This is a genomic window from Nisaea sediminum, assembly GCF_014904705.1.
Classification (GTDB): Bacteria; Pseudomonadota; Alphaproteobacteria; order Thalassobaculales; family Thalassobaculaceae; genus Nisaea; species Nisaea sediminum.
Genome location: NZ_JACZCQ010000014.1, coordinates 16,080 through 41,113, shown reverse-complemented (window position 1 = coordinate 41,113; position 25,034 = coordinate 16,080). Strand labels below are relative to the sequence as shown.

Genomic DNA, 25,034 nt, shown 5'->3' with positions numbered 1-25,034 from the left:
GGCCAGGCAGAAGTTCAACCCTTCGGCCCGTCGCCGAGATAAGTGAACCAGGTCTTGGTCGCGTTTGCGATCGAGTCCGGGTCCCAGAGCGGCGCATCCTTCCAGCGCCCGATATCGGCCAACATGCGGCGCACGCCCTCCTCGAACGGAATCTCCGGCGCCCAGCCGAGTTCGCTCTGGATCTTGGTGATGTCCGCCCAGGTCACGTCGGGCTCGCCGGGCCGTTTCGGCACATAGACGACCTCACCCTCAAGCAGCTCGACGAGCCGGTTGATCGATTGCGGATTGCCGCCACCCGCATTGTAGATCTCGCCGCTCTTCTCGGTCCGCGCCGCTGCCAGGAAGGCTTTCGCCAGATCGGATGCATAGATGAAGTCACGCTCCTGGGTGCCGTCGCCGACGACCGTGTACGGCTTGCCTGCAAGTTTCTGACGCAGAAACACTCCGAACACCGCGCCGTAGGCCCCGGTCGTACGGACCCGCGTGCCGTAGGCATTGAAAATTCGGACCGAATTGGCCGGCAGACCGTAGACCTGATGCCAATGCATCACCGCTTCCTCTCCCTGGAACTTGCTCAGGGCATAGGGATATTGCGGCCGGATCGGATGGGTCTCCAGCGTCGGCGTCTCGGCAAGTCCGTAACAGGACGACGAAGCGGCGTAGACGAGCTTCTCGATCCCCACAGCGCGGGCGCATTCGAGAACGTGAACCGTACCCTGGACATTCGTCGCCATATAATCGATCGGCCTCTCGATCGAGGGCACGATGTCGCCGATACCGGCAAAGTGAAAGACGTAGCGCGCGTCGCCGAACGCCGGGCGGATCGAGTCCATGTCCCGAATATCCGCCTCGAAAACTTCCAGATTCGCATCGCCTTTATGATGTTCGAGATTGCTCCGGTGTCCACCGACGAAATTGTCGACGACACGGACATGCAAACCTTCCGACAGCAAGAGATCGACCATGTGGCTGCCGATGAAGCCCGCCCCGCCAGTGACGACTGCGATGCCCTGCACACTGGTTCCGCCCATGAAGCGCGACCCCCTCTGTTGAAAATCAGGCGCATAATTCGGATAACTCGCTCCATATCACAAGATGCAGGAGCACGGACAGCTTACTATGACGGATCGCAATCAGAGCCGATGGGCATGAAATGCCGACGAAATGGGTGCTTGAAACAGACCTGCTCTTTCTTGAGCCGGCGGTCAGGTTCGCGGGCCTGAATCCGAACGCAATCAGGGAATATCCAGGCCCGACGCGGGTCTCGGCGCTGAGCTATCCGACACCGTTTTGCCGGAGTTCGGTCCTGTGGATGCGCGCCCTCTCGCACCTTGTCGTCCGCAACCGGGACTTCGAGCTTTTCCTGATCGAAGTGACATCCGAGAATGACTTGAAAGAGACCAGTCGCACCCGAATCTATCCCGTGCTAGACGATCAGGTCATTCAGTTGCTTACGCAGATCAACCGGGCCGATGCGCGCGATCTTAAGATCCAGAGCCAAAGGGTCGAGAACGTCCTTGAGCAATTGAAACACCGTGCATCGGATGCGCTGAAAGACGAAATCATGCAGCTCTACAGCAAAGATCCGCAGTGAGTGCTCGTACCGCGCCATTTCGCCGCCAGACTCGCATTTTGGCTTGGACTCGAGAGTAACGCGGCGTATCCGGATACAAGAGTCGCACATCTGCGACGCTGAAATCGCAACAGGTTCCCTCATGAAAAAGATTCTCGCGACCCTCGCCATTCTGACCAGCCTCGCCGCGTGCACCTCGGACGAGGAAAGGATCGACGGCAGGTGGATCGGCACGATCTCCGAGGAAGCGCGCAAGGAACTCCAGATCGAGGGTGAAATCGACGGCGACGTCTTCGTCGTGCAATTCGAACCAGAAGCGGTCCATTTGAACGACACCGTTCGGCCAGCGGAATATTCCACCAACAAAGGCCGCACCCTGGTCAAGTTCGAGAACGAAAACAGGGTCCTTACCATTTACCACGACAAGGTAAACCCGGACAAAGTCAGGATGACGGCCGTCGGATATTTTCGCGGCAAAATCTACTCGTTCGATCTGGAACGCGACGGCGATTGAAATCGGCTCACGCGCGGCAGGACCAGATCAGAATGGCGGCGGACAAGATCGGCATAGCCTGGGCGGTGGATCCCAAATCCGGTTGGGGCATCTACGGATACAACATCATCCGGCACCTCTGCCTTCGCACCCAGTACACTCCGGTTGCTCTGGAGGTATCCGACCTTGGCTTCGTGGACCCGCTCGAGGCGGGCCTGATCAAAGACAGAACCTCCGTCCCGCTGAACGAAAACCCGGAATGCCTGGCGCCGTATGCCGGGACCGGAAGACGTCTTCCATTCCCGGTTCTCCACGCCCGCGGTGGCAACGCGGCCCCCCAATTCTCCAAGCTTTCCAATGGGGTCATCGGCCGGAGGAACCATGCTCTGACGTTTTTCGAGAACGCCAGGATCACTGCCCGCGATGTCGACATATACAATCGCTTCGCCAGTGTCGGCGCGGGATCGACATGGAATGCGAGCCTCCTCAAGGCCGCCGGAGTGAAAAATGTCGCGGCCATCCTGCAGGGCGTCGATCCGTCCCTCTTCCACCCTGCGCCGAAGCGAGGATGTTTCGAGGGCAGATTTGTGATATTCGCCGGCGGCAAGATGGAATATCGCAAGGGCCAGGATATCGCGCTGAAGGCGGTGAAGATCTTCGTCGACCGGCACCCGGACACCCTGCTGCTCTGCGTCTGGGGAAATCACTGGCCGGAAGCCTGGTCATACAAGCAGTTCATAAGTTCTCCATATATCGACTCTGTGCCGCCGCCGGACGCGGAAGGTCGCCTGCAGCTTCCGAAATGGTTCGAGGCGTTCGGCTTGGGTCGGCAGAATCTCCATGCCTTCAGCTCCTTTCCGCACATTCATACCGCGGCCCTGATGCGCGAAGCGGATGTTGGACTCTTCCCGAACCGCTGCGAGGGCGGAACCAACCTCGTCGCCATGGAAGCAATGGCCTGCGGGCTGCCGACAATCATTTCCCGCAATACGGGCCACCTCGACATCATTCATGACGGTGCATGTCTGCCATTGGAGTCTCAGGACGAGGTCCCCGCATTCCACAGGAGCATCGATACCGCCGGATGGGGCGAATCCTCCGTCGATGAAATCGTCGAGGCACTGGAGTTCGCCTATCAGAACCGGGATGAAGCCGCGGAAATCGGCCGCAAGGGCGCGCAGCGGATGCATGAGCTTTCCTGGGATCGGCAAATCGCGAAACTGCTCGCCTTCATCGAAGCCCATGGCCTTGACTGAGAAAAGCCGCGCGAAAAGCACGAATCCGCCGGTCCACGCGATCGGCTGGTTTGAAGGGCGTTTCGGCTACAACGTCCACACGCGCAATTTTTTCGACAGCCTCGCGCGTCTGGTTCCTGTCGCAGCCTCTCCCCTGATGCTGCAGGACGGGCCATGGCAAGCAGACCGCGATATTCTGTGCCGAGTCCCCGCCCTGACACCACGGGCGACCGTGGCACTGCTGTACGCGGAGATGATGGATATCCTCGACGGGGCGCCGGGCCGGAGAATCGCCTATACGGTCTGGGAATCTACCGTCTATCCGCCCAACTGGATCGAGAAACTGCGGTCTGCCGACGAGGTCTGGATTCCGTCTGCATGGGGCCGGCGGATCCTGATTGAAAATGGTCTTGCACCGGACTCCGTCCATGTCGTGCCGGAGGGGGTAGATCCGGCGCTCTTCAACCCCGCGATTGTGCCCACCACCGCGCTCCAGGCCTTTTCAGGGTTTAAATTCCTCAATGTCGGGCGGTTCGAGACGCGCAAGGGAACTCGCCTCTTGATCGAGACCTTCGACCGGGCCTTCGGGCCGAACGACGAGGTCTGTCTCATCCTGGCCTGCGACAACCATCATGATCCTGATTTCGACATTGCCAGGATTCTTCGTTCGCTGAATCTTCGTTATCCTGGACGGATCGCGTTCATACCTCCCGTGCGCAGCCACGCGCGCTTTGCCGAACTCTACCGGGCCTGCGATGCTTTCGTCGCACCTTTCCGGGCCGAAGGCTGGGGTCTGCCAGTCTGCGAAGCGATGGCCTGCGGCTTGCCAGTGATCGCAACGGATTATAGCGGCCCGACGGAATTCATGGACGAGTCGGTCTACCGGATCGGCTGCGAGATCGAGGAGATCACTGACCCGCTTTACCTGTCGTCCGCAACCGCAGGAGGGCGCTGGGCCGAGCCGGACCCCGATCATCTCTGCGAACTTCTGCGAGACGTCTACAGGAACCGTGAAGATGCAGCCCGGCGCGGTATGGCGGGTTCGCGCCATATTCTCGGACATTTCACCTGGGACGACGCGGCAAACGTGGCTCTCGCCCGCCTAGGAACGTGACGCAGCGAGTGTCAGAAGCTGTTTCCAGATCGGCAGATTCGTTTCGAAAGTCGCATCTGCATCGAGCGCGAGCGCCGTCGCCCTCGCATTCTCGGCCAAACTTCGACGCCACTCCGGATCTGTGCGCGCCCGTGCCAGTCCGTCCATCAGAACCTCGACGAACCTGTCGGCTGTCGCACTGTCGACCCACAGACCGTTTTCCGCCGTCGCGACCTCGCTCAGCCCCCCGCTATGGGTACCGCAGACGATAACACCCGCGGCCATCAGATCGAGAAGAGGCAATGCCGACCCGCATAGGCCGCGCATGGAGAGGAACAGGTCGCATTCCGGGACAGCGCGCCGCCACGCAACGGGGTTCTCGTAATCCATCTCGACCCATTCGAGATCCGCGAAATCCTGCCTTATCCGTGTTACCGAACCGCGTATATGAGCGAGATAGGACTTGCCGGCCGAAAAATACCCGATCCGTGAAACCGGCCTCGGAGCAGACTGTCTGGCGCCCGACTCCCGGCCCGGAAAATCGGTCGTGACCTTGACGCCTAGGACATGTTTTCCAAGACGATAGCGGCTGAGTTTCTGCCGCCATGGCTCACCCGGCACAATGACGGCGAGGGTCGCCGCAGATTTGCGTATCCTTGCTTGAGGTCCCCCGAAAAACGCGTAGGGGTTCCAAACAAGCGGCGCCAGGAGATGCCCCGATTCGTCCAATGCGGCCTGCAATGCCGGAGGACGGTTCACATCGAAAACGACGAGCCAACCGGGTTCCGGGAGCGACTCGACGGCACCGGTGAACTTGAAAATCTGCGCCTCGACCCCCGCGACTCCGAGCCGCGCTGTCTGGCTGCGGTAAAAGGCCAGCTTCTCTTCACGGGCCACTTCCCCCTCGGTCAGAACGAAACCGATCAACAGAACGCGCTCCAGAAATCGAGCAGCTGCTTTTCCATGTTCGACTGGGAGTACCCGGCTGCCGTCCGCCGGCCGGCCTCGATCATGGAGGCGAAACAGTCCGGGTCGGCTCGAAGACGCGTCAAAGTGTCGCCCAGCAGGTGCACGAGATTGTCCGGCGTCGCTTCGTCATACCAGCGGCCATTCTGCTCCGTCGCATAATCGAGACCTCCACCGCCGTGATAGCCGACGACCACGCACCCCGCTGCCATCGCTTCCAACGGCGGCAATCCGAGGCCTTCATGCGTGCTCAACGATAGAAAGATCGCGCTTTCCGCCATGCGCTCGGCGACTTTGTCCGGATGCATCTTGTGGATACTGGAGAAGGCAGTCTGACGCAGTTCCGGATACTGAAAGTACATTCCGTACATCACCGTACCGAATTCCACGACACGCTTTCGCGGCATGTAGCAGACCTGCAGCTTCTTCGGCCCGTCGACCATCGGAGCGGGACGAATTGCCGGCCGGACGATCACCGGATTCTCGACTCCGTGTACCTTTCGCAGATATTCCGCAATCGGCTCGGAGACGCAAAGGAACGCGTCGATTGGAAAATCCGAGAGCCGTTCATGAGGCTGGAGCGTGCTGTCGAGATAATAATGGTTCTGGCAGAAGAACACGCGCCGGACGGACAGAGATATGAAACGATCGAAGATATGCCGAGGCAGCGAATCGTGCAGCACGAGCGTATCGCCGGACCGGATCGGAAGCAGCTTTCCATTTGCGAACGATGCATCCGGATTGATCCAGTCAGGGCGCCCGCCTTCGAAAGTGCTCGAAACCTTCGCGTCAAAACCCGCGCGACAGAGTGTGGCGACATGCTCGGCTTGCACGATTACGCCACCGATCGGAACTTCGAGGTTCTTGACTGAGAGATAGATAATCTGAGCCATATCTGGTTCGCCCGGATCCGCGGCTTCAAGCGTCGAAGAACCGTTTCATGCCGAGCTTTTCGAACGGCATGAACTTTCTGAGAGCCGATAGCACACGTTCCGTCGCGCGACCGTCGCCATATGGGTTAACCGTCCCCGAACAATCCATTTCGACTGCCTTGACCATAGCGGCTGTGATCGCGCTGCGCTCGGGCGAACAATCGATGACCGACGGCGCCTTGAGGCGGCCATCCTGCCGGCACCCGATATTCACCGTCGGGATCCCAAACGACGGAGCCTCGTAAAGGCCGCTCGAAGAATTGCCGACAACCATGACGGCGTGCTTCAGGGCGGAGAAATAGAGCTCCTGCCCGAGCGAGTCGCGGGCAATGATCCGGTCCGAACGTTCTTCCGCTACCTCCAGGAGCCGGTTGAGTTCCGCTCCTCCCGAGTCCGCGTTGGCGTAGGTGACGAGCGCGGTCATGTCCGCGGGCAAATCCTCGAACGCGGCAAGCAGCTCCGCGAACTGTTCGGAGGGCGCCCCCTTGTCCGCTGTCGCGGGGTGGAATGTCGCGACGAGAAAACGCGCCCCGAGGGGGGCGCCGACCCGGCGTTCCACCTGCTCCCGCGGGAGCAGGTCGCGCGACAGGATCGCGTCGAGCGCCGGTGTTCCGGTGGTGAAGATCGTGTCCGGATGCTCACCCATCCGGATCAGGCGCTCCCGTGCGGGCTCGTTGGTCGTGAAATGGAGATGCGAGAATTTCGAGATCGCGTGGCGCAATCCATCGTCGAGCGATCCGGAGGTGACGTCCCCGCCGATCATATGCGCGATCGGAATATTGAGCAGATAGGCCGCCGACGCGGCGGCGAAGGTCTCGAAGCGGTCACCGAGCAGCAGCACCAGATCGGGACGCCGTCCGGCCCACGCGTCGGCAAATCCGGCAAGCGCCGCGCTGGTCGAATGCGCGACCTCGAGATCGCTGCCACCGGAAGCGTCGCAATCGATCTTTCCCGCAATCTCGAAACCCGCCGCCTCGACTTCGTCCACCGTATGCCCGAAGCGGGGCGAGAGATGCATGCCGGTCACATAGAGATCCAGCTCGAAGTCCGGCGCCGCGCGGAGCGCGTCGAGCACCGGTCTCTGGATTCCGAAATCAGCGCGGCTTCCGGTCACGCCGGCGATACGTTCCGCCATGACGCGCTACACTCTGCGGCCGAGTTTGGCGCTGCTCGGAAGATTGACGATCCGGTCCACCAGAGCTTCGGTCACGCCGAGTGGGCCCCGCGGGCAATCCCGGTTGAAGGGCAGCTCATGCATCGGTGTCCAGCACGGGCGGGCATGGATACCCTCGCCGTTCAGCCGCTCGAGCAGGCTGTCCCGCGCGGCGCGGTCGGGAACAAGAACCGCATTCAGCCAATAATTCCCGCGGCACCCGTCCGGCTCGCGGAAAAACTCCACTCCCGGAATGCCGGTCAGCGCCCGTTCGTACGCCTCGGCCAGCGCCCTTTTCTCCGCGAGGAACCGGTCCAGCATCTCGAACTGCGCACAGCCGAGCGCGGCATTCAGGTTGGGCAGCCGGTAATTGTAGGCCACCTCGTCGTGGTCGAAGGCCCAGCGATGCGGCAGTTTTGCCGTCGTCGTCAGATGCTTGAGGTGCTTCGCGAGAGCTTCGTCATCGGTGACGACGGCGCCGCCGCCGCCGGTCGTGATCGTCTTGTTGCCGTTGAAGCTGACCGCGGCGAGTTTGCCGAAACTCCCCATGGGACGACCGTTTCGGCTGGAACCGAGGCTCTCGGCCGCATCCTCGACAACAATGATATGCCAGCGCTCGGCTACCTCTGCGAGCCGCTCCATCCGGACCGGGTGACCGAAGACATGCATCGGCACGACGGCACTTATCCGGCGTCCGGTCAGACGGTTCCAGGCCGCGCCGTCCCGCAGTTCCGCGATCTCGCCGAGATAGGCGTCGAGCGCGTCCGGATCGAGACCGAGCGTCGCGTACTCGCTGTCGACGAAATGCGGCAGAGCGCCAGCATGATAGACCGCATTGGCCGACGCCACGAAGGTCAGGGCCTGCACCAGCACCTCGTCGTCCCGCGACACCCCGGCGGCGACCAAAGCGATATGCAGGGCCGCCGTCCCGCTGACGCAGGCAACGCCGAACCTCGTCCCGGACTTCTCCGCCACGAGCGTCTCGAACCTGTCGACATAGGAGCCGACCGAGGAGACCCAGCCGGTATCGATGCAATCGGCCAGATATTCCTTCTCGCGGCCGATGAATTCCGGCTCGTGCAGCGGCAGCGGGCGGCTCCCGGGCAGAACCGACGTCACGGCGGCGACAAGCGCGTCCTCATCGTAGCTGGTATTCTTCAATGCGGCCGTCATCACACCTGGTACCCTTCGGGATAGCGCGCGAGATTGGCGGGTTCGGTGAACCACTCGATAGTCCTCTCCAGCCCCTTGTCGAAGCCCTCGCGGCCACCATGCGCCGGCGCCCAGCCGAGAATGTCCTCCGCGACCTCCACACCCGCGAACAGACGCTCGACCTCGCTGGCCTCGGGCCGGAGACGTTCCTCGTCCGAGACGATCTCGACATTCCGCCCCATGACCCGGCCGATTGCCGCCGCCGTCTCGCCGACGGAGATCTCGAAGCCGCTGCCGATATTCGTGACCCGGCCGATCGCCCTGTCCGCCCGCATCGCCGCGACGAAACCGGCGGCCGTGTCGCGGACGAAGGTGAAATCGCGGGTCGGCGAGACCGCCCCGAGTCGGATCTCCTCCGCTCCCCGGGCGAGCTGGGTGATGATGGTCGGGATCACCGCGCGGGCCGACTGGCGCGGACCGTAGGTGTTGAAGGGCCGGAGCACCGCCACCGGCAGACCGAAGCTTTTCTCGTAGGACAGCGCCAGATGGTCCGCCGCCGCCTTCGAGGCCGCATAGGGGCTCTGCGGATTGACCGGATGCTCCTCGGTGATCGGCACGAACTGCGCGGTGCCGTAGATCTCGCTGGTCGAGGTGCACACCACCCGCCCCGTTTCCCAGAGCCGGGCGGCTTCCAGCACGTTCAGCGTACCGGTCACGTTCGTGTCTATGTAGCTTTCGGGCGCCCTGTAGGAGTAGGGAATCGCGATCAGGGCGGCAAGATGCAGGATCGCCGAGGTCCCTTTGGCGGCGCCGACGACGCAGCTGCGGTCGCGGATGTCGCCGAGAACGATCTCCAGCCCGCCGCGCAACTCCCTGGGGATCGTCTCCAGCCAGCCGGTGGAACCGAAGGAATTGTAGAGCGCGAGCGCCCGGACCTCGCGGCCCTCTTCCAGCAGAGTTTCAACCAGATGCGAGCCGATGAAACCATCGGCGCCGGTCACCAGAACCGGACCCGTCATACCTGTCCCCGAAATAGAATGCGCGAGCGCAATCGTCCGTCATGATGTGCGGGCGCACGATACCCCAAGCGGGGTAGCGAGTGAAAGCGGAACGCAAAGGTTTCGCTTAAGAGCTCCGGGCTCCCGGAAATCGCCTGGATGAGGACCGATGCACCAGACTTCCCTTCAGCGCCTTCTTGACCGGCGCAGGGATCATCGCGCGCAGCCATCCCGGCACGCGCATCGGAATCACCAGGGAGAAACGGTCCGGGTCGGAGGCTGTTCCCTCGGCCAATGCGGGTGCCGGTACGTCCAGAGGAACCGTCGCCGCCCGCTCTTTCGCGGACGCGGAGGATTTGCGCAGCGTGACGAAAAACTCGATCTCGCCGAATGCCGTGGGTTCAAGCGCCGCGATCTCGTAGGGAAGCAGGTCCAAGGCAATGATCTGGCGAAACACATCGGCGAAGTCGTTCGCGGAGAAAACCGAGCAATGGACGTCCGGCGCCACATTGTCGCTCAGCCGCAACCGCGCGAGGTTCAGCGCCTGCTCCGGCGTATGGCCGGGTGAGGGAACACGCTGCAGGAGCTCGCCTTTCCACACCGTCATCGGATCCACGACCGCGACATTCGCGACGTAATCGAAGATCTGCCCGGGTGTCGCCATCTCACGGTGCTGCAGAAACGCATCGATCAGATCGCCGGCATTCGAAGGCCGCCGGTAATGATCGAAGGTGAACAGCCGGTCCGGCACCACGAGCGAAACCAGCCCCCCGTCGGTCAAACCCTCGGCCAGGTCGCACAACCAGCCGACCGGGTCGGGAATATGCTCGATGACGTGGCTGGCGATCACATAATCGACGGGTCCGCGATCCCCGAGGATCTCGGCGAACTTGCGCCCGTCCGCAACGAGATCGACATCGACGAGCTTCTCGACGGAGACCAGGCCCTGAACGGCATGCTCGGCATATTTCCGCTTCAGATTCTCGGTATCGAGATGGTCCATGTAGAGCACGTTCCCCTCGGACCGCGACACGATCGGGCGATCCAGGGGACCGATTTCGACACCGGTCTGGTTTCTGACATCCAGGCAGCGCAGGACTTTCTCTTTGCGGCTCTGAACCGCGGGCGATGCGTTCACGTCCACCTCTGCTCCTCTTGCCCGGGGAAGTTTCGTGCGCGAGAGTCTGCCATCTTCGAACCGCCCGTCAATGCGGGAAATCCGGCAAATTCACCTGCTCGGAAGCGGTCAGGCCGAAACGATGTGCGGGCCGGCATGGCCGCGCGCGCGCAGCGCGTTCCGGGTGTCGACAACGAGGCGGGCCCGTTCCGCGAGAAGACCGTAATCCACATCGTCGTGATCGGTGACGATCAGCACCGCGTCCGCCGCCGCGACACGCTCGGCCGTCAGCGCGATGCTGGCGCGCCCTGCGAGATGGCCGAACTCGCGGCTCGGCAGGATCTCCGGAATCCAGGGATCGTGGAAGGAGACCGCCGCCCCCGCCGCATCCAGTTTCTCGAGGATGGTCAGAGCCGGGCTCTCGCGCTGGTCGGCGACGTTCTTCTTGTAGGCCATGCCGATCAGCAGGATACCGGCGCCGCGCAGCCCCTTGCCCGATTGCAGATCGACCGCCTCGCGCAGCCGGTCGATGACGTAGTCCGGCATCGCCCGGTTGATCTCGCCGGCGAGTTCGATGAAACGGGTCGTCTGGCCGACGCTGCGCGCCTTCCAGGCGAGATAGAAGGGATCGATCGGGATGCAGTGCCCGCCGAGCCCGGGGCCGGGATAGAACGGCATGTAGCCGAACGGCTTGGTCGAGGCCGCCTCGATCACCTCCCAGACATCGATGCCCATGGCGCCGTAGATCAGCTTCAGCTCGTTCACCAGGGCGATATTGACCGCGCGGAACACGTTCTCGGTGATCTTCACCGCCTCCGCCGTCGACGCGGAGGAGACCGGTACCACCTTCTCCAGCACCGCGCCGTAGAGCGCTTCGGCTGCCTTTCCGGAGGCGTCGTCCATGCCGCCGACCACCTTAGGGATCCGGCCGATGGAATAATGCGCGTTGCCAGGATCCTCGCGTTCCGGCGCGAAGGCGAGGAAAAGATCCTCGCCGAGCTTGCGTCCCGCGCCTTCGAGGATCGGCAGCAGAACCTCCTCGGTGGTACCGGGATAGGTCGTCGATTCCAGAACCACGAGGGCGCCCGGCTTCAGCACCGGCGCCAGTGCGGCGGCGGTGTCGCGGACATAGCGGAGATCCGGGTCGCGCTCCGGCGTCAGCGGCGTCGGCACGCAGATCAGCACCGCGTCCGCGTCGCCGAGATCGGCGATCGCGCTGGTCGGCCGGAAGCGGCCGGAAGCGATCTCTGCGCCGATGCCGTCGACCGGGATATGCGGCAGGTAGGAGCGCTCGGCCTTCAGCATCTCCACCTTGGCGCCGTCGATATCGTAGCCGGTGACCGGGAAGCCCGACCGGAGACAGGCCAGGGCCAAGGGCAGGCCGACATAGCCGAGGCCGATCACGCCGACCCGCGCCTCTTTCGCCGCCACCTTGTCGAGGAATGCTTGCACGCTCATGGGCACTGTCCGTAGCCTGAAGCCGGATTGCACGCAAGCACGGGAGAAAGAGAATGGCCGGCCTCAGCGACGCGCAAAAGGACGCCTTCTGGCGCGACGGCTTCCTTACCATCGAGAACGCGGTCTCTCCCGACCTGCTCGGGCGGCTGCGAGACACCTTCGACGGCTGGGTCGAGGAGAGCCGGGAGCACGAAACGCCCTATGGCGAGACCATCAACAACAAGCCGCGCTTCGATCTGGAGCCGGGCCATACGGCGGAAAAGCCGGGCCTCCGGCGGGTCAATGCACCGGTAGAGGTCTCGGAGGCTTATTATGAGGCGATGGCCTCCAGCCGCATGACCGACTGCGTCGCCGACCTGATCGGACCGAACGTGAAATTCCACCATTCCAAGATCAACTCCAAGCTGCCCGGCGGCGCCACCCAGGTGAAATGGCACCAGGATTTCCCCTTCACCCCGCACACCAACGACGACGTGATCACCGCGCTGCTCATGGTCGACGAGGTGACGGAGGAGAACGGCCCGCTCGAGGTGCTGGCCGGCTCGCACCGGGGCGAGATCCACGGGCTCTGGCACGAGGGGGTGTTCACCGGCGCGATCGACGACGATGTGGCGGCGGAGTGCCAGAAAAAGGCGGCGCTCTGCACCGGCCCGGCGGGCTCGGTCTGCCTGATGCATACCCGCCTGCTGCACGGCTCCGCCCCGAACCTCTCATCGAAGCCGCGGACACTCTTCATCTCGGTCTATTCGGCGGAGGACGCGGTCCCGGTCTCGCCGAGCCCGATGCCGAACAAATTCGAAGGCACCATCGTGCGCGGCGTGAGGACCGGCCGGGTGCGGTCGATCCCCTACGAGATCACCCTGCCGCAGCTGCCCTCGACGGCGTCCTTCTTCGACCAGCAGGCGAAGCACAAGGCGTGACCGGGGCCACCGCGAACCGAGAGCGCGAAACCGGAACACCTTCGCTGTTAACCGCGCCACCATGCCGGAATGTTCAGGCGAGCATCCTCGGTGGCCTGCCGGCCAGGATCTCCAACGGATAGCAAAAACATGAGCGATACCGACACCTCCGATAGAGATGTTCAGAAGAACAAACACGCCCTGGGCCTGAAACAGTCCGACTGGGACGAGATTTTCAAATACTTGCGGCGGCGTCCCCAGACCCTGTTTTTCTCGCGCGACCTGAGGGTCTATATCGCGAAAAAGCGGGCCGAAATGTTCGCAAATTTCCAGCGAACGGCGGGCAATCCGAGCGACAAGGCGATCGACATAACAATCCCGCACAACAAACGGATGATGGACAATTTCGTCGAGTCCCATGTCGAACGCCTCATTCGCCCGCTTTCCGTGATCGATCCGGTCTATGAAAAAGCTTCCGAGATGCGCGTTCTTTCAATCGGCCCGCGCAACGAGATGGAAATCTTCAATCTGATCGCCCACGGCTTTCATCCGGAGAATATTTCCGCCATCGACCAGGTCTCGAACTCCCCCCTGATCGATATCGGGGACATGCATGCGATCCCGCACCCGGACGACAGTTTCGACGTGATGATCAACGGCTGGGCCCTGCCCTACAGCACCGATCATCAGACCGCGGTCGACGAGATGTGCAGAGTGCTGAAACCCGGCGGCCTCTTCTGCATCGGCTTCACCCGCATTCCTCCGGGAACGGACGAGTTCAGGCGCGCGGAAGCCGATGGCGGCATCAACAATACGCACTCGGATGACATTCTGGGGCTTATCGGCGAGGAGCGGATTGACGAGGTCGCGTTCCGACATGATCCTCTTGATAAGTCGCGCAAGGGCGTCATTCTGCTGATCGTACGCCTGAAGTAGATCGCGCCTGAATGCCCGGAAAAATCGAGGCCTCTAGTGAATGACCTGATCGATAAAACGACGCCGATAGCCAGATTTTTCCAGTACGACAATCTGGACTGGTACCGCAGGTTTCTTCTCTCTTTGCGCTACAATATCAATCCGCGGGACTACAACAATTTCGCCGACATCATCGCGAAGTCGATGAACCAGATTCATGGCTTCGGCGCGCCGTCGTACGACGGCGACGACATGGCGACACTCGACGACTGGGCGCGCGGCATACGTCAGGAAGGCTATGTCGAACTCGGACAGATGATCGACCAGAAGTCGATCGACGAAATTCTCGCATACCTCAAGGGGCGGAAAACCACCTATCTCTGGGACAAGTCCCTCCCGCCGTTCCTGCCAGACGAGGCGCCCGAGCAGGTCAGCGTCGCGAGCTATGACCAGACCACGATCGCGATGGCGCCGCATCTGGTCCGGCTCGCCAACCATCCGAGGATCATTTCGGTGCTTCACCGCTATCTCGGAATGTATCCGTCTCTCATGTCGCTCGAGGCCTTCTGGTCGTTTCCGCGGGACCAGGCCGAGCATGCCCAGCTCTTTCATGTCGACCAGCACTGCTACCGCTTCTGCAAGCTGTTCCTCTATCTGACGGATGTGGACGAGGAATCCGGCCCGCATGTCTATGTCAGCGGCAGCGGCGACTACGCCGCGCACGGCAGGCTCCTCAAGGAGAAGTCCGGCGGCGATCCGGCGCTGCTCGCCAAATACCAGGAGTTGCTCAGAAAACAGCGCAAGACGGATGCGGAGGTCGAGGAACTCTTCGGCAAGGACCGGATCGTCACCAAGACCGGCAAGGCCGGCACGGTCCTGTTGGGAAACACCGGGAGCCTGCACAAGGGCCAGCTGCCGAAATCGAAGAAGAGGCTGATTTTCTCAGCGCTCTACACGATGCTGCCGACCATCAAGGACGAGGTGTCGATCACGCCCCTGGCCCACCTCCGGGACGAGATCAACGCGGCCTATCCCGGCGCCTACAGCAACGACCAGATCGCGTATCTGAACCGGCTGGTCGCCGTCTAGTTTGCCGGCAAAACGGGAGCCGGGACGGGAAACCGCCCTCAGATCCCCGTCGCGCCTTCCCGGATGAACGTCCCCTCGTTGAGGTCCCGCATCGCCTGCATCAGCTCCTCGCGGGTGTTCATCACGATCGGCCCGTGCCAGGCGACCGGCTCCTTGATCGGCTTGCCGGCGACCAGCAGGAAGCGCACGCCCTCCGGCCCGGCCGTCACGGTGATCTCGTCGCCCGTATCGAAGCGCACCAGCGTCCGGTTGCCGGTCATGTCGCGGAGGTTCAGCTCCTCGCCCTGGAACTCCTTCTCCACCAGCACACCAACCGGATCGGAGGCGTCGCGGAAGCGGCCCGCGCCGGCGAAAACATAGGCGAAGGCGTTCATGTGGGTATCGACCGGCAGCCTTTTCGTCGTGTTCGGCGGCACCGAGATGTCGAGATAGAGCGGGTTCGCCGCGATGCCGTCGACCGGGCCGCGCTTGCCCCAGAATTCGCCGGTGACGATCTTCACCTTCGTGCCGTCGTCGTCGGTGATCTCTGGAATATCGGCGCCGGAAATGTCCTGGTAGCGCGGCGTCGTCATCTTTTCCGAGGAGGGCAGGTTGGCCCAGAGCTGGAAGCCGTGCATCTGCCCGGCCGCGTTCCCGCGCGGCATCTCCTGGTGCATGATCCCGGAGCCCGCCGTCATCCACTGCACCGAGCCCGCGCCGAGCACGCCGTGGTTGCCGAGCGAATCCCCGTGCTCGACCTCGCCCGCCAGCACATAGGTGATGGTCTCGATGCCGCGATGCGGATGCCAGGGGAAGCCGGCCTTGTACTTCGCCGGATCGTCGTTGCGGAAATCGTCCATCATCAGGAACGGGTCCGACTCGGTCGGATCGCCGAAGCCGAACACCCGGTGCAGATGCACCCCCGCCCCTTCCATCGTCGGACGGGCAACGGACTCGGATTTCACGGCACGGATCGACATGGCTTGTCTCCAGGTCTCAAGGTGCGGCGGGATGACCGCACGGGATGAGAGATGGGGCGATCATAGCGCATTTGGAGAGGGAGATTGTTCGTGGATGCGGACAATCTGTTTGCGGGCCCACCTTAAAGCCCCATTCTGCCAACAAAAACCCGCCAGTGCATCTTTGGCTATTTCTGGCTATCATTTACCCATGCAGCGCATACTTTGGTTTGTCCTAGCGACATTCATCGTTGAGTTCTTTGTAGCTCCTTTGGGAAGCCGCTCTTTTGAGAAATGGTTCCCCAATCTTGGAGATCCTTCGTCTTTCATCCCTGACCTTCCTTGGTATCAAGCCGGATATTGGACGGTGCTTGCGCTTGGCGTTTTGACTGGCGCAACTGTCGCACATTGGAAACCTCACTGGTTTGGGTGGCCTAAGAAAAAACCAGTGCGTCCTGACACTCGGCTTCGTTTACGATTAGACCCCAGTGGAAATGGACAGTATGTCGAAGTATCCGGATCAAACATAGAAAGTTGGCAACAAGCAATTACACGCATGGAGTCACAAAACCAAAATGAACCCAATGGAGTAGTATTCCACAATGATAACTTAGCAATTACCTTTACAATACCGATAGAATACGAGAGACCAATTATCGAAACTTACGGACACCAAATCACTGGATACAATTTCTACCCCCTCGGAAGAACTGGTGTTTTTTTCCAATTTCTCGGCGCCTTGCAACCTCCAGCAATAGAAATTTGGTTTCCTCCATTTGGCTACTACCAGAGTCGAGGCGCAAGCGAAGACCAGCGCTCGCCACCTCAAATGTCCCAAGTGGCCTCAGACCAGCCTCCTGTTGGATCGCAATGAGGAATATGAAGCCGCAATCTCCCTTCCCTCCCCTGCCCCACCTGCGCTAAACCATCACCCAGTTTTTTCGGCGGGATTCCGCCGCGTGTCGCACTGCCAACCGGGACCCATTCCACGTGCAGGACTTTCTCGACAACGACCCGAACATCACGACCTCGAAATACGCCGCGATCCTCGGGCTGACGCCGTCCAGGGGCGCGCGCTCGCCGCTGCTCTGGAACGCCGCCTTCAAGGCCGGCGGGATCGACGCGGCGATGGTGCCGATGGACGTGACGCCGGACCACCTCGCGGGGCTCGTCGCCGCGCTGAAGGCCGACAGGCGCTATATCGGCGGTGCGGTCGCGGTACCGCACAAGCAGGCGATCGCGGCCCTGCTCGACCGGCTGGAGCCGGAGGCCGAAAGGATCGGCGCGGTGAACACGATCTACCGTGACGGCGACGATCTCGTCGGCGCCAACACGGACGGCGCGGGCGCGCTCTCGCAGATCGCGGACGCGCTGCCGGATCTCGCCTCCCGCAAGGCGGTGCTGATCGGGCTCGGCGGCGCCGGGATCGCGGTCGCGGCCTATCTCGCCGGCGCGGTGAAGGAACTGGTCGTCGCCAACCGCACCGAAGCCAAGGCGAAGGAAGCGGCGATCCGGCTCGGCGAGAAAGTCTCCTCCGTACCCCTGCCGCTGACGGCGGAGTTGCTCTCGGAGTGCAGCCTGCTGGTGAACTGCACCACGGCGGGTTACCAGGACGGCCCGACCGGCACACCGCTCGGCGACGAGGCCGACGCGCTGCTGGCGGCGCTGCCGTCGGACGCGCTGGTCTATGACATCATCTACCAGCCGCTGGAAACCGAGCTGCTCTCCCGTGCTGCGGCGCGCGGGCTGAAGACGCGGAACGGGCTCGGCATGAATCTCGACCAGGCGGTGATCGCCTTCCGACTAGCCAACCCGGGCGCGCTGACCATCGACCGGGTCCGCGACGCCATGCGGAACGCGGGGTAAGTGGCGCGATGAAGATCCGGCCTCTCGGCGAACACGAACATCCCTTCGAGCACGGCGTGATCCTGCTCGGCGACCATGCGGACACGGTGGAAGCAGAAGCCTGGCCGATCCATCTCGACGCCATCCGGCACGAGGAGCTGGAACAGGTCGCGGGCGATTTCGACATCGTCATTCCAGCCGACCACCTGACCAAGGCCCCGCTGCTGAAGGCGGGCACGCGGGCGGCCTATCTGGTGCACGATCTCGACGCGCTGGAGCGGCTCCGGGTGCTGGAGGAGGCGGGCGACCTCAAGGGCCCGATCCTCTTCGCGCCGACGCCGGTCGCGCGGCTTGAGCTGCACCGCCTCGCCCGGCCGACCCTGAAGGCGGCGCGGCCGATCCCGCTCGGCAAGGTGCTCGAGGCGGCCGATATCGCCGAGGAGAAGGGCGGGCCGGGTATCTGCGCCAGCCTCAGGGAAACGATCCTCGGCAAGAAGGCGCTCTACGATCTCGGCGAGGGCGCGGCCCTCGATTTCGGGGTCGTGGACGAGGACGATTGGAGGAAGTCATGATCAGCGTCGTGCTCCGGGCCAAGAACGAGGCCGCCTGGATCGGCCGCTGCCTGACCGCGCTGAAGCACCAGCGGGTGAAGGATATCGACGTCATCCTGGTCGACAACGACTCGACCGACGACACGCTGCCGATCGCCGAGGCCTACGGCGTGAACATCAAATATATCAGCCGCGAGGAGTTCTCCTACGGGCGGGCGCTGAATATCGGCATCGCGGCGGCGAAATACGACACGGTCGCGCTGATCTCCTCGCACTGCGTGCCAGTGGACGAGCTCTGGGCCGACTATTTGCTCGCCCATCTCGGGCCGAACGGCGATCCGAAGCTCTGCGGCATCTACGGCCGCCAGGAGCCGCTGCCGGATACCAGCGCGGTCGACCGCCGCGACCTCTGGACCACCTTCCGCGACGAGCGGGTGCGCCAGCGCCGGGACTACTTTTTCCACAACGCCAATTCGGGCATCCGCAAGTCGATCTGGGACGAGCATCCGTTCGACGAGGAGATCCGCGGCGTCGAGGACCGGGAATGGGGCAAGCGCATGATCGCGCTCGGCCACGAGATCCTCTACGAGCCGGGGCTCCGAGTCTATCACCATCACGGCATCCACCAGGGCCGCGACGAGGGCCGCGCCAAGCGCGTCGCCGAGGTCATCGACTATATCCGGACGAGTGCGCCATGAGTGACACGCTGATCATCATCCCGGTCTATTCCGGCGCGAGTTCCACGCCGCGGATCGTGAAACCGCTCGACGGCACCTCGAGCCTGGCGCGCACCATCGAGGCCGCGCTCGAGGATCTGCCGGACGCGCGCATCGTGCTGACCGCGGACGACAACGCGGTGAAGGCCGAGGCGGCACCCTATGCGGACCGCATCACCATCCACGACCGCACGGCCGAATCCTACACCGACGCCCTGGTCGACGTGCTCGACGCCTTCCCGGCGGACGAGATCGTGGTTATCGAGCCGACCCATCCCTTCCGCCCGCGCGGCCTGATCCGGCGCACGGCGGAGAACCTCGCCGCGCGCGAGCATCTCGACAGCGTGGTCTGCGTCCGCCAGTTCGACGCCAGCCTCTGGCGCCTCGATCCGGACAAGACGATCCAGGCCCTCGGCCCCGGCGGCGACCGCCGCAGCTCGACCTATTTCCAGGAGGTCGTCGGCCTCGCGCTCGCCACCCGTCCGGAGCTGATCCGCGAAGGCCGCCGGCTCGGCGACGCGGTCGGCTTCGAGGTGGTCGACCAGTTCTGGGCCCTTGTCGATATCCGCGACGACATGAGCCTCGCCATGGCCGAGATGGTCGCGGACCGTTTCACCGAGTTCAGGAATTCCATCGCATGAGCAAGTCTGACCGCGTCCTCGCCATCCTGCCCGCCCGCGGCGGCTCCAAGGGCCTGCCGGGCAAGAACGTGAAGCCGATCGGCGGCAAGCCGCTGATCGCCCATTCCGTCGAGCACGCGCTCGCCTCCGGGGCCTGCGACCGGGTGCTGGTAACCACCGACAGCGAGGAGATCCGGGACGCGGCCGTCGCCGCGGGCGCCTGGTGCCCGTTCCTGCGCGAGGGAACGCTCGCCGAGGACCTGACCCCGACCGAGCCGGTGCTGAAGGACGCGCTGGAGCGCGCCGAGGCGCTCGACGGCCCGTTCGGCATCGTCGTCTTCCTGCAGCCGACCGACATCTTCCGCAAGCCGGAATGGATCGCCGAATGCGTGACGCGGCTTAAGGCGGACGACAGCCTCGAGACCGTCTTCGTCGCCAACAAGACGCACAAGAATTTCTGGTCCCGCAACGAGGCCGGCGAATGGGAGCGGGTGTTCGACTGGATGGCGATCTACGGACCGCGCCAGACCCGCAAGCCCCTGTTCCGCGAGGATACAGGTCTCGCCTCCGCGATCCGCGCAGACCTGATCCGCGCCGGCAAGCGCACCGGCATGAAGGTCGACATCCTGGAGATCGACGATTTCGCCTCCGGCATCGACATCCACGACGCTTTCGACCTCTACATGGCGGAGAAGGCGCTGGAATATTTCGCGAAGCAGGGCGGGCGCTGAACCGCCCTTTACGACCTGTCCTTCCTGAGAGGACCGGCCTCCTCTACGATGCGGTCATGGCTGAGGATCCCGGGACCGAGGTGGATATCCTGCACGACGCCGTCGGCTCCGGCGACTGGGAAGCCGCGCTCCCGATCCTGCAGCGCAAGGCACTCGATGCGGCCGGCGACTCCCTGCACTGGTCGAACCTCGCCACCGTGCAGCGCGCGGCCGGTCAGGACCCCTCCACCGCCCTCAGGCGGGCCATCACGCTCGATCCAGATGTCCCGGGCTATCTCAACGATCTGGGTGCGGGCGAAAGCGACCCAACGCCGGCCCCGGAGCGCCTGCTTGTACTCGACCCGCTGCACATCCCGGCCGCGCTGATGAGCGCCCTCAGGGCCTTGGGCAACGACAGGCGGAAACGCGGGTTCCGGATCCTGCGGCGGCTCCGGATTTCGGACCCGGGGAATCTCGATGCGACCTTTATTCTCGGCCAGTTCCTCGATCTGGCCGGACGCGCCGGGGAAGCCGTCCGGCTTTACCGGGCAACCCTGTGCATCGCCCCGGAAGACCCGATGGGGGTGCGCCGAGATCTGGCGCGCCACGGCGTCGCGCCGGTGCGCCAGGCCTACAGCAGCACCTATGTCAAAAGGGTGTTCGACGGCTATGCGAAGAGTTTCGACGCTCACCTGACCGGGCGGCTCAAATACTCGGGCCCCGAGACGCTTCGGCTTCTCGGCCTTGCCTCCGGGATCCTCTCGGAAAAGCGCAAGGCCGCGTGTGCCCTCGATCTGGGCTGCGGAACCGGCCTTACCGGCGCCGCAATCCGCCCCTATTGCGCGGAAATGACCGGGATCGACATTTCTTCCGAGATGCTGCGCGTCGCCGAGGAGAAGAGGATCTATCATCGGCTCTTGGCGGGCGACGCCGTCTCAGTGCTGGAGCGGGAAGACGCGCTCTACGATGTCGCGATCGCAGCCGACGTCAGCTCTTACATCGGCGACCTGGAGCCGTTTTTCCGTGCCGTGAGCGCCAGGCTGCAGCCCGGCGGGGGACTTCTGATGACGGCGCATGAACCAACCGGAGCGGATGAAGACGGGATCGGCATCGGCCTCGACGGCGCCCACAGCCACAGCCTTGACTATCTCCAACAGGCCGCCCGGGCAGCGGGACTAACTCTTCTTGAAGCCCGTCGCGGCTCAATGCGCGAGGAGGGCGGAGTGCCCCTTGCCACCCTCTTCCTTGCATTCGCGAAACCCGTCTGAAACCGCACCGGTTCGGCTTTCGCAAGGTGGAGCCGCTCCCGAAAGCGCAAAATCGAGAACGGGACTTTCTCAGATAAGCTCACCCTGGAGACTGTCGAAGCGGTTCTTCAGCTTGTGCTCGGTACGCGTTTTCATCATTCCGGCCACTGCCAGATCGCGCAGCGCGTCCACATCCGCCAGGGAATCCTCGATGTATTCCTTGAGATGCGTCAGATCGAACGGATTGAAGGTCAGAACCTCTTTGCCAGTCTCGAAATTGTTCTCGATAAACCGGTTGCGCTCCGTGAGAGCCGCACTCCCCCGGTTCTGGGCATTGAAAAAGCGCTCCGTCACTCCGTTGGTATAGTTCGGAAGGTGGTTGAACGTCATTTTCGCAAGGCACATCGTAAAGAGCCCGGTGCCGAAACCCGGGTTGAGGTTGGAATATGTAACCGGCCGCTCGATGATCCTCTCGATCAGCTCCTTTTGCGGCGAGACAACGGTCAGTTTGTCGAACCCCTTCAGAGCCTTGAACATACGGAGCCGGTTTTCGGCGCGATAAAGATTGTCGATCCAGCAAAGGATCCGCCGCAATGCTGGCTTGTCGGAACCGGATATGTCGATTCCGAGGTCCCGTTCCGTATCGAACGCCAATTGCGTAAGGGACTTCCGCTCCCCGCTTCGCAAGCGCTCCGACACGGCGGCGGCAAACTTGCGATAGGGCGGCTGCAGCGCGTTCAATCTCTCACTGGAGGGCTTCATTTTCTCCAGGTCGATGCTGCCGACAAAGAGCAACTCGACCGGGCGCTTCCGGAATGTCCGGGAAACAAAATCCTCGTCGGCAACCATCGGTCCGAGGTCCGTGGCCCAATGCGGAAAATGACGCGCCGTATTCGTCGATCCGAACCAGTAGGGAATATCATCGATCGCATCGCCATCGGCGCACAGCCAGAATTGCCTCTCCGAATTGCCCAGCACGCGAGAGTGATGGATCTGAAACGGATTGTCCTGATGCCAGCTCAGCGCGTTGAAGTGCTTTGGCAGACCGAGGGACTCCGCCGAGTTGTTCATCAGAAAACAGATATCCTCAGCGGAAATGTCCTCGTAAACATACTCCACAAAACTGTCGAATGGCCCGTTGACAACGCTCCACCGGCGCGCGCTCAGCTCGTTTACGATGTCCTGCGATGCAAAATAGGTAAATTCATTCGTGCGATTGATAATGTTGACGAACGCTCTTCTTCTCAAATCTTCAAACTCCCAGACTAGGTGCGATATTTACCATTCTTATTATTGAAGACACCGAAATACCCGACACCAACGTTAAGACAACCGTCCATCAACCCGATCGGAGCGAACCAGCCCAGACTATAGCGATCGAATTTCTTCGCCGCAGCGCCGAAGATCGCAATCGCCGCAGCATTGTGAAGCCCGCGCCGAAATTGCCGACTCCACAAATCTGCGACATTGCAGAGTTTGTCCCCGTCGCGCTGGCCCATGCTAATCATACTGGCACCGCATGGCATGCCGAGGGGGACCGGCCTATGGAGCTCAAGTTTGATTCACGCACGGACATTATCGAGGTCTTTCCAACCCGCCTTTTCATGTTCTCGATCCATGGCGCGGAGCCGCTCAACGAAGCGCTGAAAGCCGCCGCCCTGACCCGCGAGTCCTCCGGCGAACCCGGCGCGGCAGGCGTCATCGGCGGCTGGAGATCGAGCGGTAACCTTTTCAACTGGGCGGATCACGGCATTGACACGATCCGGCAGACCGCGACCGGCGCCCTGCAAGCGGTCATTCCGCAGATCGCAGGCGGTGCAAGCAGCTTCGAGACCGAGTTGTCCGGATACGTCAGCGTTCTACGCTATGGCGGCTACGAGAAGCGTCATCTTTCGCCAGGCCACCATCTGACAATGATCTACAGCATCGATGCCGGCGACGCGCCGAACGAGGACGCGCCGGAGAGCGGCACCATCGAGATCGACGATCCGCGCGCCCAGGCGGAACTTGCCGGCCTGCCGATCGATACGGTGGGGCGTTCCGTGATGATCACCCCCAAGAGCGGTCAGCTGATCGTATTGCCTAGCTGGCTGCATATACGCACCAATCCTTATTTCGGGGACGGGGAGCGCGTCACGCTGACGCTTACGGCAACGGTAACCAATTTGGAAAGAATCGGCACCACTCGTTAAGCCTGGCATCGGCTTACCGCCATCAAGACGCTAACATCCGGCCAAACAGGTGCGTATTCGTGCGTCAACAATGCCGATTTCATGAAGGATCCGGATCCTTGAATCACCTCGACCAGAAAGACGGACTGCATCTTGGCTGCGGAAGCCAAATTCTCGATGATATGATCAACTTGGACATCGTTGCCGGCGACGGGGTTGATCTCGCGTTTGACTTGGATGCGGTGGCCTCCAACCCGCTGCCATTCGCGGATAACCGTTTCTCGAAATTTCTGATGCATCACACCCTCGAGCACTTGCAGAAACCGCTCGACGTCATGCAGGAGCTCTATCGGGTCGCCAAACCGGGGGCCGTGTTTCAGATCGCCATCCCGCACGGGTTTCATGAGGACGCATGGGTCGATCCGACGCACACACGGCCGTACTTCCCGAAAACGTTTCAGTATTTCGGGCAGCCGAAATACTACGGCATGGACTACGGCTATACCGGCGACTGGGACTTGACACGGTGCGAGCTCCGCATCGAGCGGCACGTTGTGCAAGGGAAAACGAAGAACGAAGTCATGATGATGGTCAGAACGTGCAACAGCATCGTGAAGGAGCTTTATGTGGAGCTCACCGCGATCAAGCCCGCGAGACCGAGAGAACGCTCCCTGCTGAAGCCCCCCGCTGAAACACTGGTGATTATCTGAAGATTTCCGGGCGGCCCGGCACTTCAGGGCCCGCCCCTGTCCTCTGACGATGTTCAGACGGAAATATTGACCAGCGAGCCGCGTTCGAGCTGCTCGGCGAGTGCGACGCGTTCCGCCGATTCCGCATCGAACAGGGCCTGACGCCTCTGATCAGCCGTATCGGAAGCGGCATCCACGGCGCTTCTCGCGTCGCGCAGGTCGGCCTCGCGCTGGGCGACGACCCGCTCGGCCGCCTGAAGCGCGGACTGCGCCTGCGAGACAGCCGCACTCTGCTGACTGGAACTGCCGATTACGGAACTGGCCGCGACGGCGGGACTTTCGGCGGCGGATACGGGCTGCGGGGTGGTGGTCGTCGGGGAGCCCCCGGAAGCCGCCGGTTGCGCCGCTCCGACAAGGTTGAGCGCACTCAGTTGCTGGGATACCGAAGTCGTTGATGCAATCGCCATCTGGTGA

General features: G+C 62.5%; 28 protein-coding genes. 16 read left to right on the top strand and 12 right to left on the bottom strand.

Annotated features, from left to right (window positions below; translation table 11 throughout):
- Positions 1–14: 14 nt before the first annotated feature.
- Positions 15–1,031 carry a GDP-mannose 4,6-dehydratase gene (locus IG122_RS22190; RefSeq protein ID WP_193188758.1) on the bottom strand — a complete coding sequence of 339 codons (1,017 nt, stop codon included), beginning with the start codon at positions 1,029–1,031 and terminating at the stop codon, positions 15–17.
- Between the two features lie 122 nt (positions 1,032–1,153).
- Between IG122_RS22190 and IG122_RS22185 the strand changes: the two genes are divergently transcribed.
- The 4 genes from IG122_RS22185 to IG122_RS22170 all read left to right on the top strand — a co-directional run bounded on the left by IG122_RS22185 (position 1,154) and on the right by IG122_RS22170 (position 4,415).
- Positions 1,154–1,594: a hypothetical protein gene (locus IG122_RS22185; RefSeq protein ID WP_193188757.1), complete on the top strand. Its 441-nt coding sequence runs from the start codon at positions 1,154–1,156 to the stop codon at positions 1,592–1,594.
- A gap of 121 nt (positions 1,595–1,715) precedes the next feature.
- Positions 1,716–2,087 carry a hypothetical protein gene (locus IG122_RS22180; RefSeq protein ID WP_193188756.1) on the top strand — a complete coding sequence of 124 codons (372 nt, stop codon included), beginning with the start codon at positions 1,716–1,718 and terminating at the stop codon, positions 2,085–2,087.
- A 32-nt stretch (positions 2,088–2,119) separates the two neighbouring features.
- A complete protein-coding gene (locus IG122_RS22175) occupies positions 2,120–3,322 on the top strand; it encodes a glycosyltransferase family 4 protein (protein WP_193188755.1) in 1,203 nt (400 codons plus the stop codon).
- On the top strand, positions 3,315–4,415 hold the full coding sequence (locus tag IG122_RS22170) for a glycosyltransferase (protein WP_193188754.1): 1,101 nt from the start codon (positions 3,315–3,317) through the stop codon (positions 4,413–4,415). The genes IG122_RS22175 and IG122_RS22170 overlap by 8 nt, the downstream gene beginning before the upstream one ends.
- Here IG122_RS22170 and IG122_RS22165 read toward each other — a convergent pair.
- From IG122_RS22165 to IG122_RS22135, 7 genes are all read right to left on the bottom strand, one after another.
- A complete protein-coding gene (locus IG122_RS22165; RefSeq protein WP_193188753.1) occupies positions 4,404–5,321 on the bottom strand; it encodes a glycosyltransferase family protein in 918 nt (305 codons plus the stop codon). The two genes, IG122_RS22170 and IG122_RS22165, sit on opposite strands and share 12 nt — an antisense overlap.
- Positions 5,318–6,253, bottom strand: a complete 936-nt coding sequence (locus IG122_RS22160) for a glycosyltransferase (protein ID WP_193188752.1) — start codon at positions 6,251–6,253, stop codon at positions 5,318–5,320. Before IG122_RS22160 ends, IG122_RS22165 begins: the two co-directional genes overlap by 4 nt.
- Positions 6,254–6,278: 25 nt before the next feature.
- Positions 6,279–7,427, bottom strand: a complete 1,149-nt coding sequence (gene neuC / locus IG122_RS22155) for a UDP-N-acetylglucosamine 2-epimerase (RefSeq protein WP_193188751.1) — start codon at positions 7,425–7,427, stop codon at positions 6,279–6,281.
- Positions 7,428–7,433: 6 nt separating this feature from the next.
- Entirely contained in the window at positions 7,434–8,618 is a 1,185-nt protein-coding gene (locus IG122_RS22150; protein ID WP_193188750.1) for a LegC family aminotransferase, read from the bottom strand.
- Positions 8,618–9,616 carry a GDP-mannose 4,6-dehydratase gene (locus tag IG122_RS22145; RefSeq protein WP_193188749.1) on the bottom strand — a complete coding sequence of 333 codons (999 nt, stop codon included), beginning with the start codon at positions 9,614–9,616 and terminating at the stop codon, positions 8,618–8,620. Before IG122_RS22145 ends, IG122_RS22150 begins: the two co-directional genes overlap by 1 nt.
- Before the next feature lie 106 nt (positions 9,617–9,722).
- Positions 9,723–10,733 carry a methyltransferase domain-containing protein gene (locus tag IG122_RS22140; RefSeq protein ID WP_193188748.1) on the bottom strand — a complete coding sequence of 337 codons (1,011 nt, stop codon included), beginning with the start codon at positions 10,731–10,733 and terminating at the stop codon, positions 9,723–9,725.
- A 108-nt stretch (positions 10,734–10,841) separates the two neighbouring features.
- Complete coding sequence (locus IG122_RS22135) at positions 10,842–12,170, bottom strand: nucleotide sugar dehydrogenase (RefSeq protein WP_193188747.1); 1,329 nt, start codon at positions 12,168–12,170, stop codon at positions 10,842–10,844.
- A 53-nt stretch (positions 12,171–12,223) separates the two neighbouring features.
- Here IG122_RS22135 and IG122_RS22130 point away from each other — a divergent pair, with 53 nt between their 5' ends.
- The 3 genes from IG122_RS22130 to IG122_RS22120 all read left to right on the top strand — a co-directional run bounded on the left by IG122_RS22130 (position 12,224) and on the right by IG122_RS22120 (position 15,073).
- Positions 12,224–13,090 (top strand): phytanoyl-CoA dioxygenase family protein, encoded by an 867-nt coding sequence (locus IG122_RS22130; RefSeq protein WP_193188746.1) that lies wholly within the window; start codon positions 12,224–12,226, stop codon positions 13,088–13,090.
- A gap of 129 nt (positions 13,091–13,219) precedes the next feature.
- The gene (locus IG122_RS22125) at positions 13,220–14,005 is read left to right on the top strand and encodes a class I SAM-dependent methyltransferase (RefSeq protein ID WP_193188745.1); all 786 of its coding nucleotides are present in this window, start codon (positions 13,220–13,222) and stop codon (positions 14,003–14,005) included.
- Between the two features lie 36 nt (positions 14,006–14,041).
- Positions 14,042–15,073: a hypothetical protein gene (locus IG122_RS22120; protein ID WP_193188744.1), complete on the top strand. Its 1,032-nt coding sequence runs from the start codon at positions 14,042–14,044 to the stop codon at positions 15,071–15,073.
- A gap of 38 nt (positions 15,074–15,111) precedes the next feature.
- Here IG122_RS22120 and IG122_RS22115 read toward each other — a convergent pair whose 3' ends face one another.
- Positions 15,112–16,032: a pirin family protein gene (locus IG122_RS22115; RefSeq protein ID WP_193188743.1), complete on the bottom strand. Its 921-nt coding sequence runs from the start codon at positions 16,030–16,032 to the stop codon at positions 15,112–15,114.
- Between the two features lie 31 nt (positions 16,033–16,063).
- On the opposite strand from IG122_RS22115, the gene IG122_RS22110 reads away from it, so the two are divergent.
- The 7 genes from IG122_RS22110 to IG122_RS22080 all read left to right on the top strand — a co-directional run bounded on the left by IG122_RS22110 (position 16,064) and on the right by IG122_RS22080 (position 21,721).
- Positions 16,064–16,885 (top strand): hypothetical protein, encoded by an 822-nt coding sequence (locus IG122_RS22110; RefSeq protein WP_193188742.1) that lies wholly within the window; start codon positions 16,064–16,066, stop codon positions 16,883–16,885.
- A gap of 116 nt (positions 16,886–17,001) precedes the next feature.
- A complete protein-coding gene (locus IG122_RS22105) occupies positions 17,002–17,877 on the top strand; it encodes a shikimate dehydrogenase family protein (protein WP_193188741.1) in 876 nt (291 codons plus the stop codon).
- Between the two features lie 8 nt (positions 17,878–17,885).
- On the top strand, positions 17,886–18,428 hold the full coding sequence (locus IG122_RS22100) for an SAF domain-containing protein (protein WP_193188740.1): 543 nt from the start codon (positions 17,886–17,888) through the stop codon (positions 18,426–18,428).
- The gene (locus IG122_RS22095) at positions 18,425–19,105 is read left to right on the top strand and encodes a glycosyltransferase family 2 protein (RefSeq protein ID WP_193188739.1); all 681 of its coding nucleotides are present in this window, start codon (positions 18,425–18,427) and stop codon (positions 19,103–19,105) included. Before IG122_RS22100 ends, IG122_RS22095 begins: the two co-directional genes overlap by 4 nt.
- Positions 19,102–19,764 (top strand): glycosyltransferase family protein, encoded by a 663-nt coding sequence (locus tag IG122_RS22090; RefSeq protein WP_193188738.1) that lies wholly within the window; start codon positions 19,102–19,104, stop codon positions 19,762–19,764. The genes IG122_RS22095 and IG122_RS22090 overlap by 4 nt, the downstream gene beginning before the upstream one ends.
- The gene (locus IG122_RS22085) at positions 19,761–20,474 is read left to right on the top strand and encodes an acylneuraminate cytidylyltransferase family protein (protein WP_193188737.1); all 714 of its coding nucleotides are present in this window, start codon (positions 19,761–19,763) and stop codon (positions 20,472–20,474) included. Before IG122_RS22090 ends, IG122_RS22085 begins: the two co-directional genes overlap by 4 nt.
- A gap of 56 nt (positions 20,475–20,530) precedes the next feature.
- On the top strand, positions 20,531–21,721 hold the full coding sequence (locus IG122_RS22080; RefSeq protein ID WP_193188736.1) for a class I SAM-dependent DNA methyltransferase: 1,191 nt from the start codon (positions 20,531–20,533) through the stop codon (positions 21,719–21,721).
- 69 nt (positions 21,722–21,790) lie between these two features.
- Here the strand turns inward: IG122_RS22080 and IG122_RS22075 are convergent, their stop codons facing one another.
- Together IG122_RS22075 and IG122_RS22070 are read right to left on the bottom strand one after the other, a co-directional pair.
- Entirely contained in the window at positions 21,791–22,948 is a 1,158-nt protein-coding gene (locus tag IG122_RS22075) for a glycosyltransferase (protein ID WP_193188735.1), read from the bottom strand.
- 17 nt (positions 22,949–22,965) lie between these two features.
- Positions 22,966–23,199 (bottom strand): hypothetical protein, encoded by a 234-nt coding sequence (locus IG122_RS22070; protein ID WP_193188734.1) that lies wholly within the window; start codon positions 23,197–23,199, stop codon positions 22,966–22,968.
- A gap of 45 nt (positions 23,200–23,244) precedes the next feature.
- Here IG122_RS22070 and IG122_RS22065 point away from each other — a divergent pair, with 45 nt between their 5' ends.
- Positions 23,245–23,892 (top strand): 2OG-Fe(II) oxygenase family protein, encoded by a 648-nt coding sequence (locus IG122_RS22065; protein ID WP_193188733.1) that lies wholly within the window; start codon positions 23,245–23,247, stop codon positions 23,890–23,892.
- Between the two features lie 98 nt (positions 23,893–23,990).
- Positions 23,991–24,581, top strand: a complete 591-nt coding sequence (locus tag IG122_RS22060; protein WP_193188732.1) for a class I SAM-dependent methyltransferase — start codon at positions 23,991–23,993, stop codon at positions 24,579–24,581.
- A 53-nt stretch (positions 24,582–24,634) separates the two neighbouring features.
- Here IG122_RS22060 and IG122_RS22055 read toward each other — a convergent pair whose 3' ends face one another.
- Complete coding sequence (locus tag IG122_RS22055; protein WP_193188731.1) at positions 24,635–25,027, bottom strand: hypothetical protein; 393 nt, start codon at positions 25,025–25,027, stop codon at positions 24,635–24,637.
- Between the last annotated feature and the right edge of the window lie 7 nt (positions 25,028–25,034).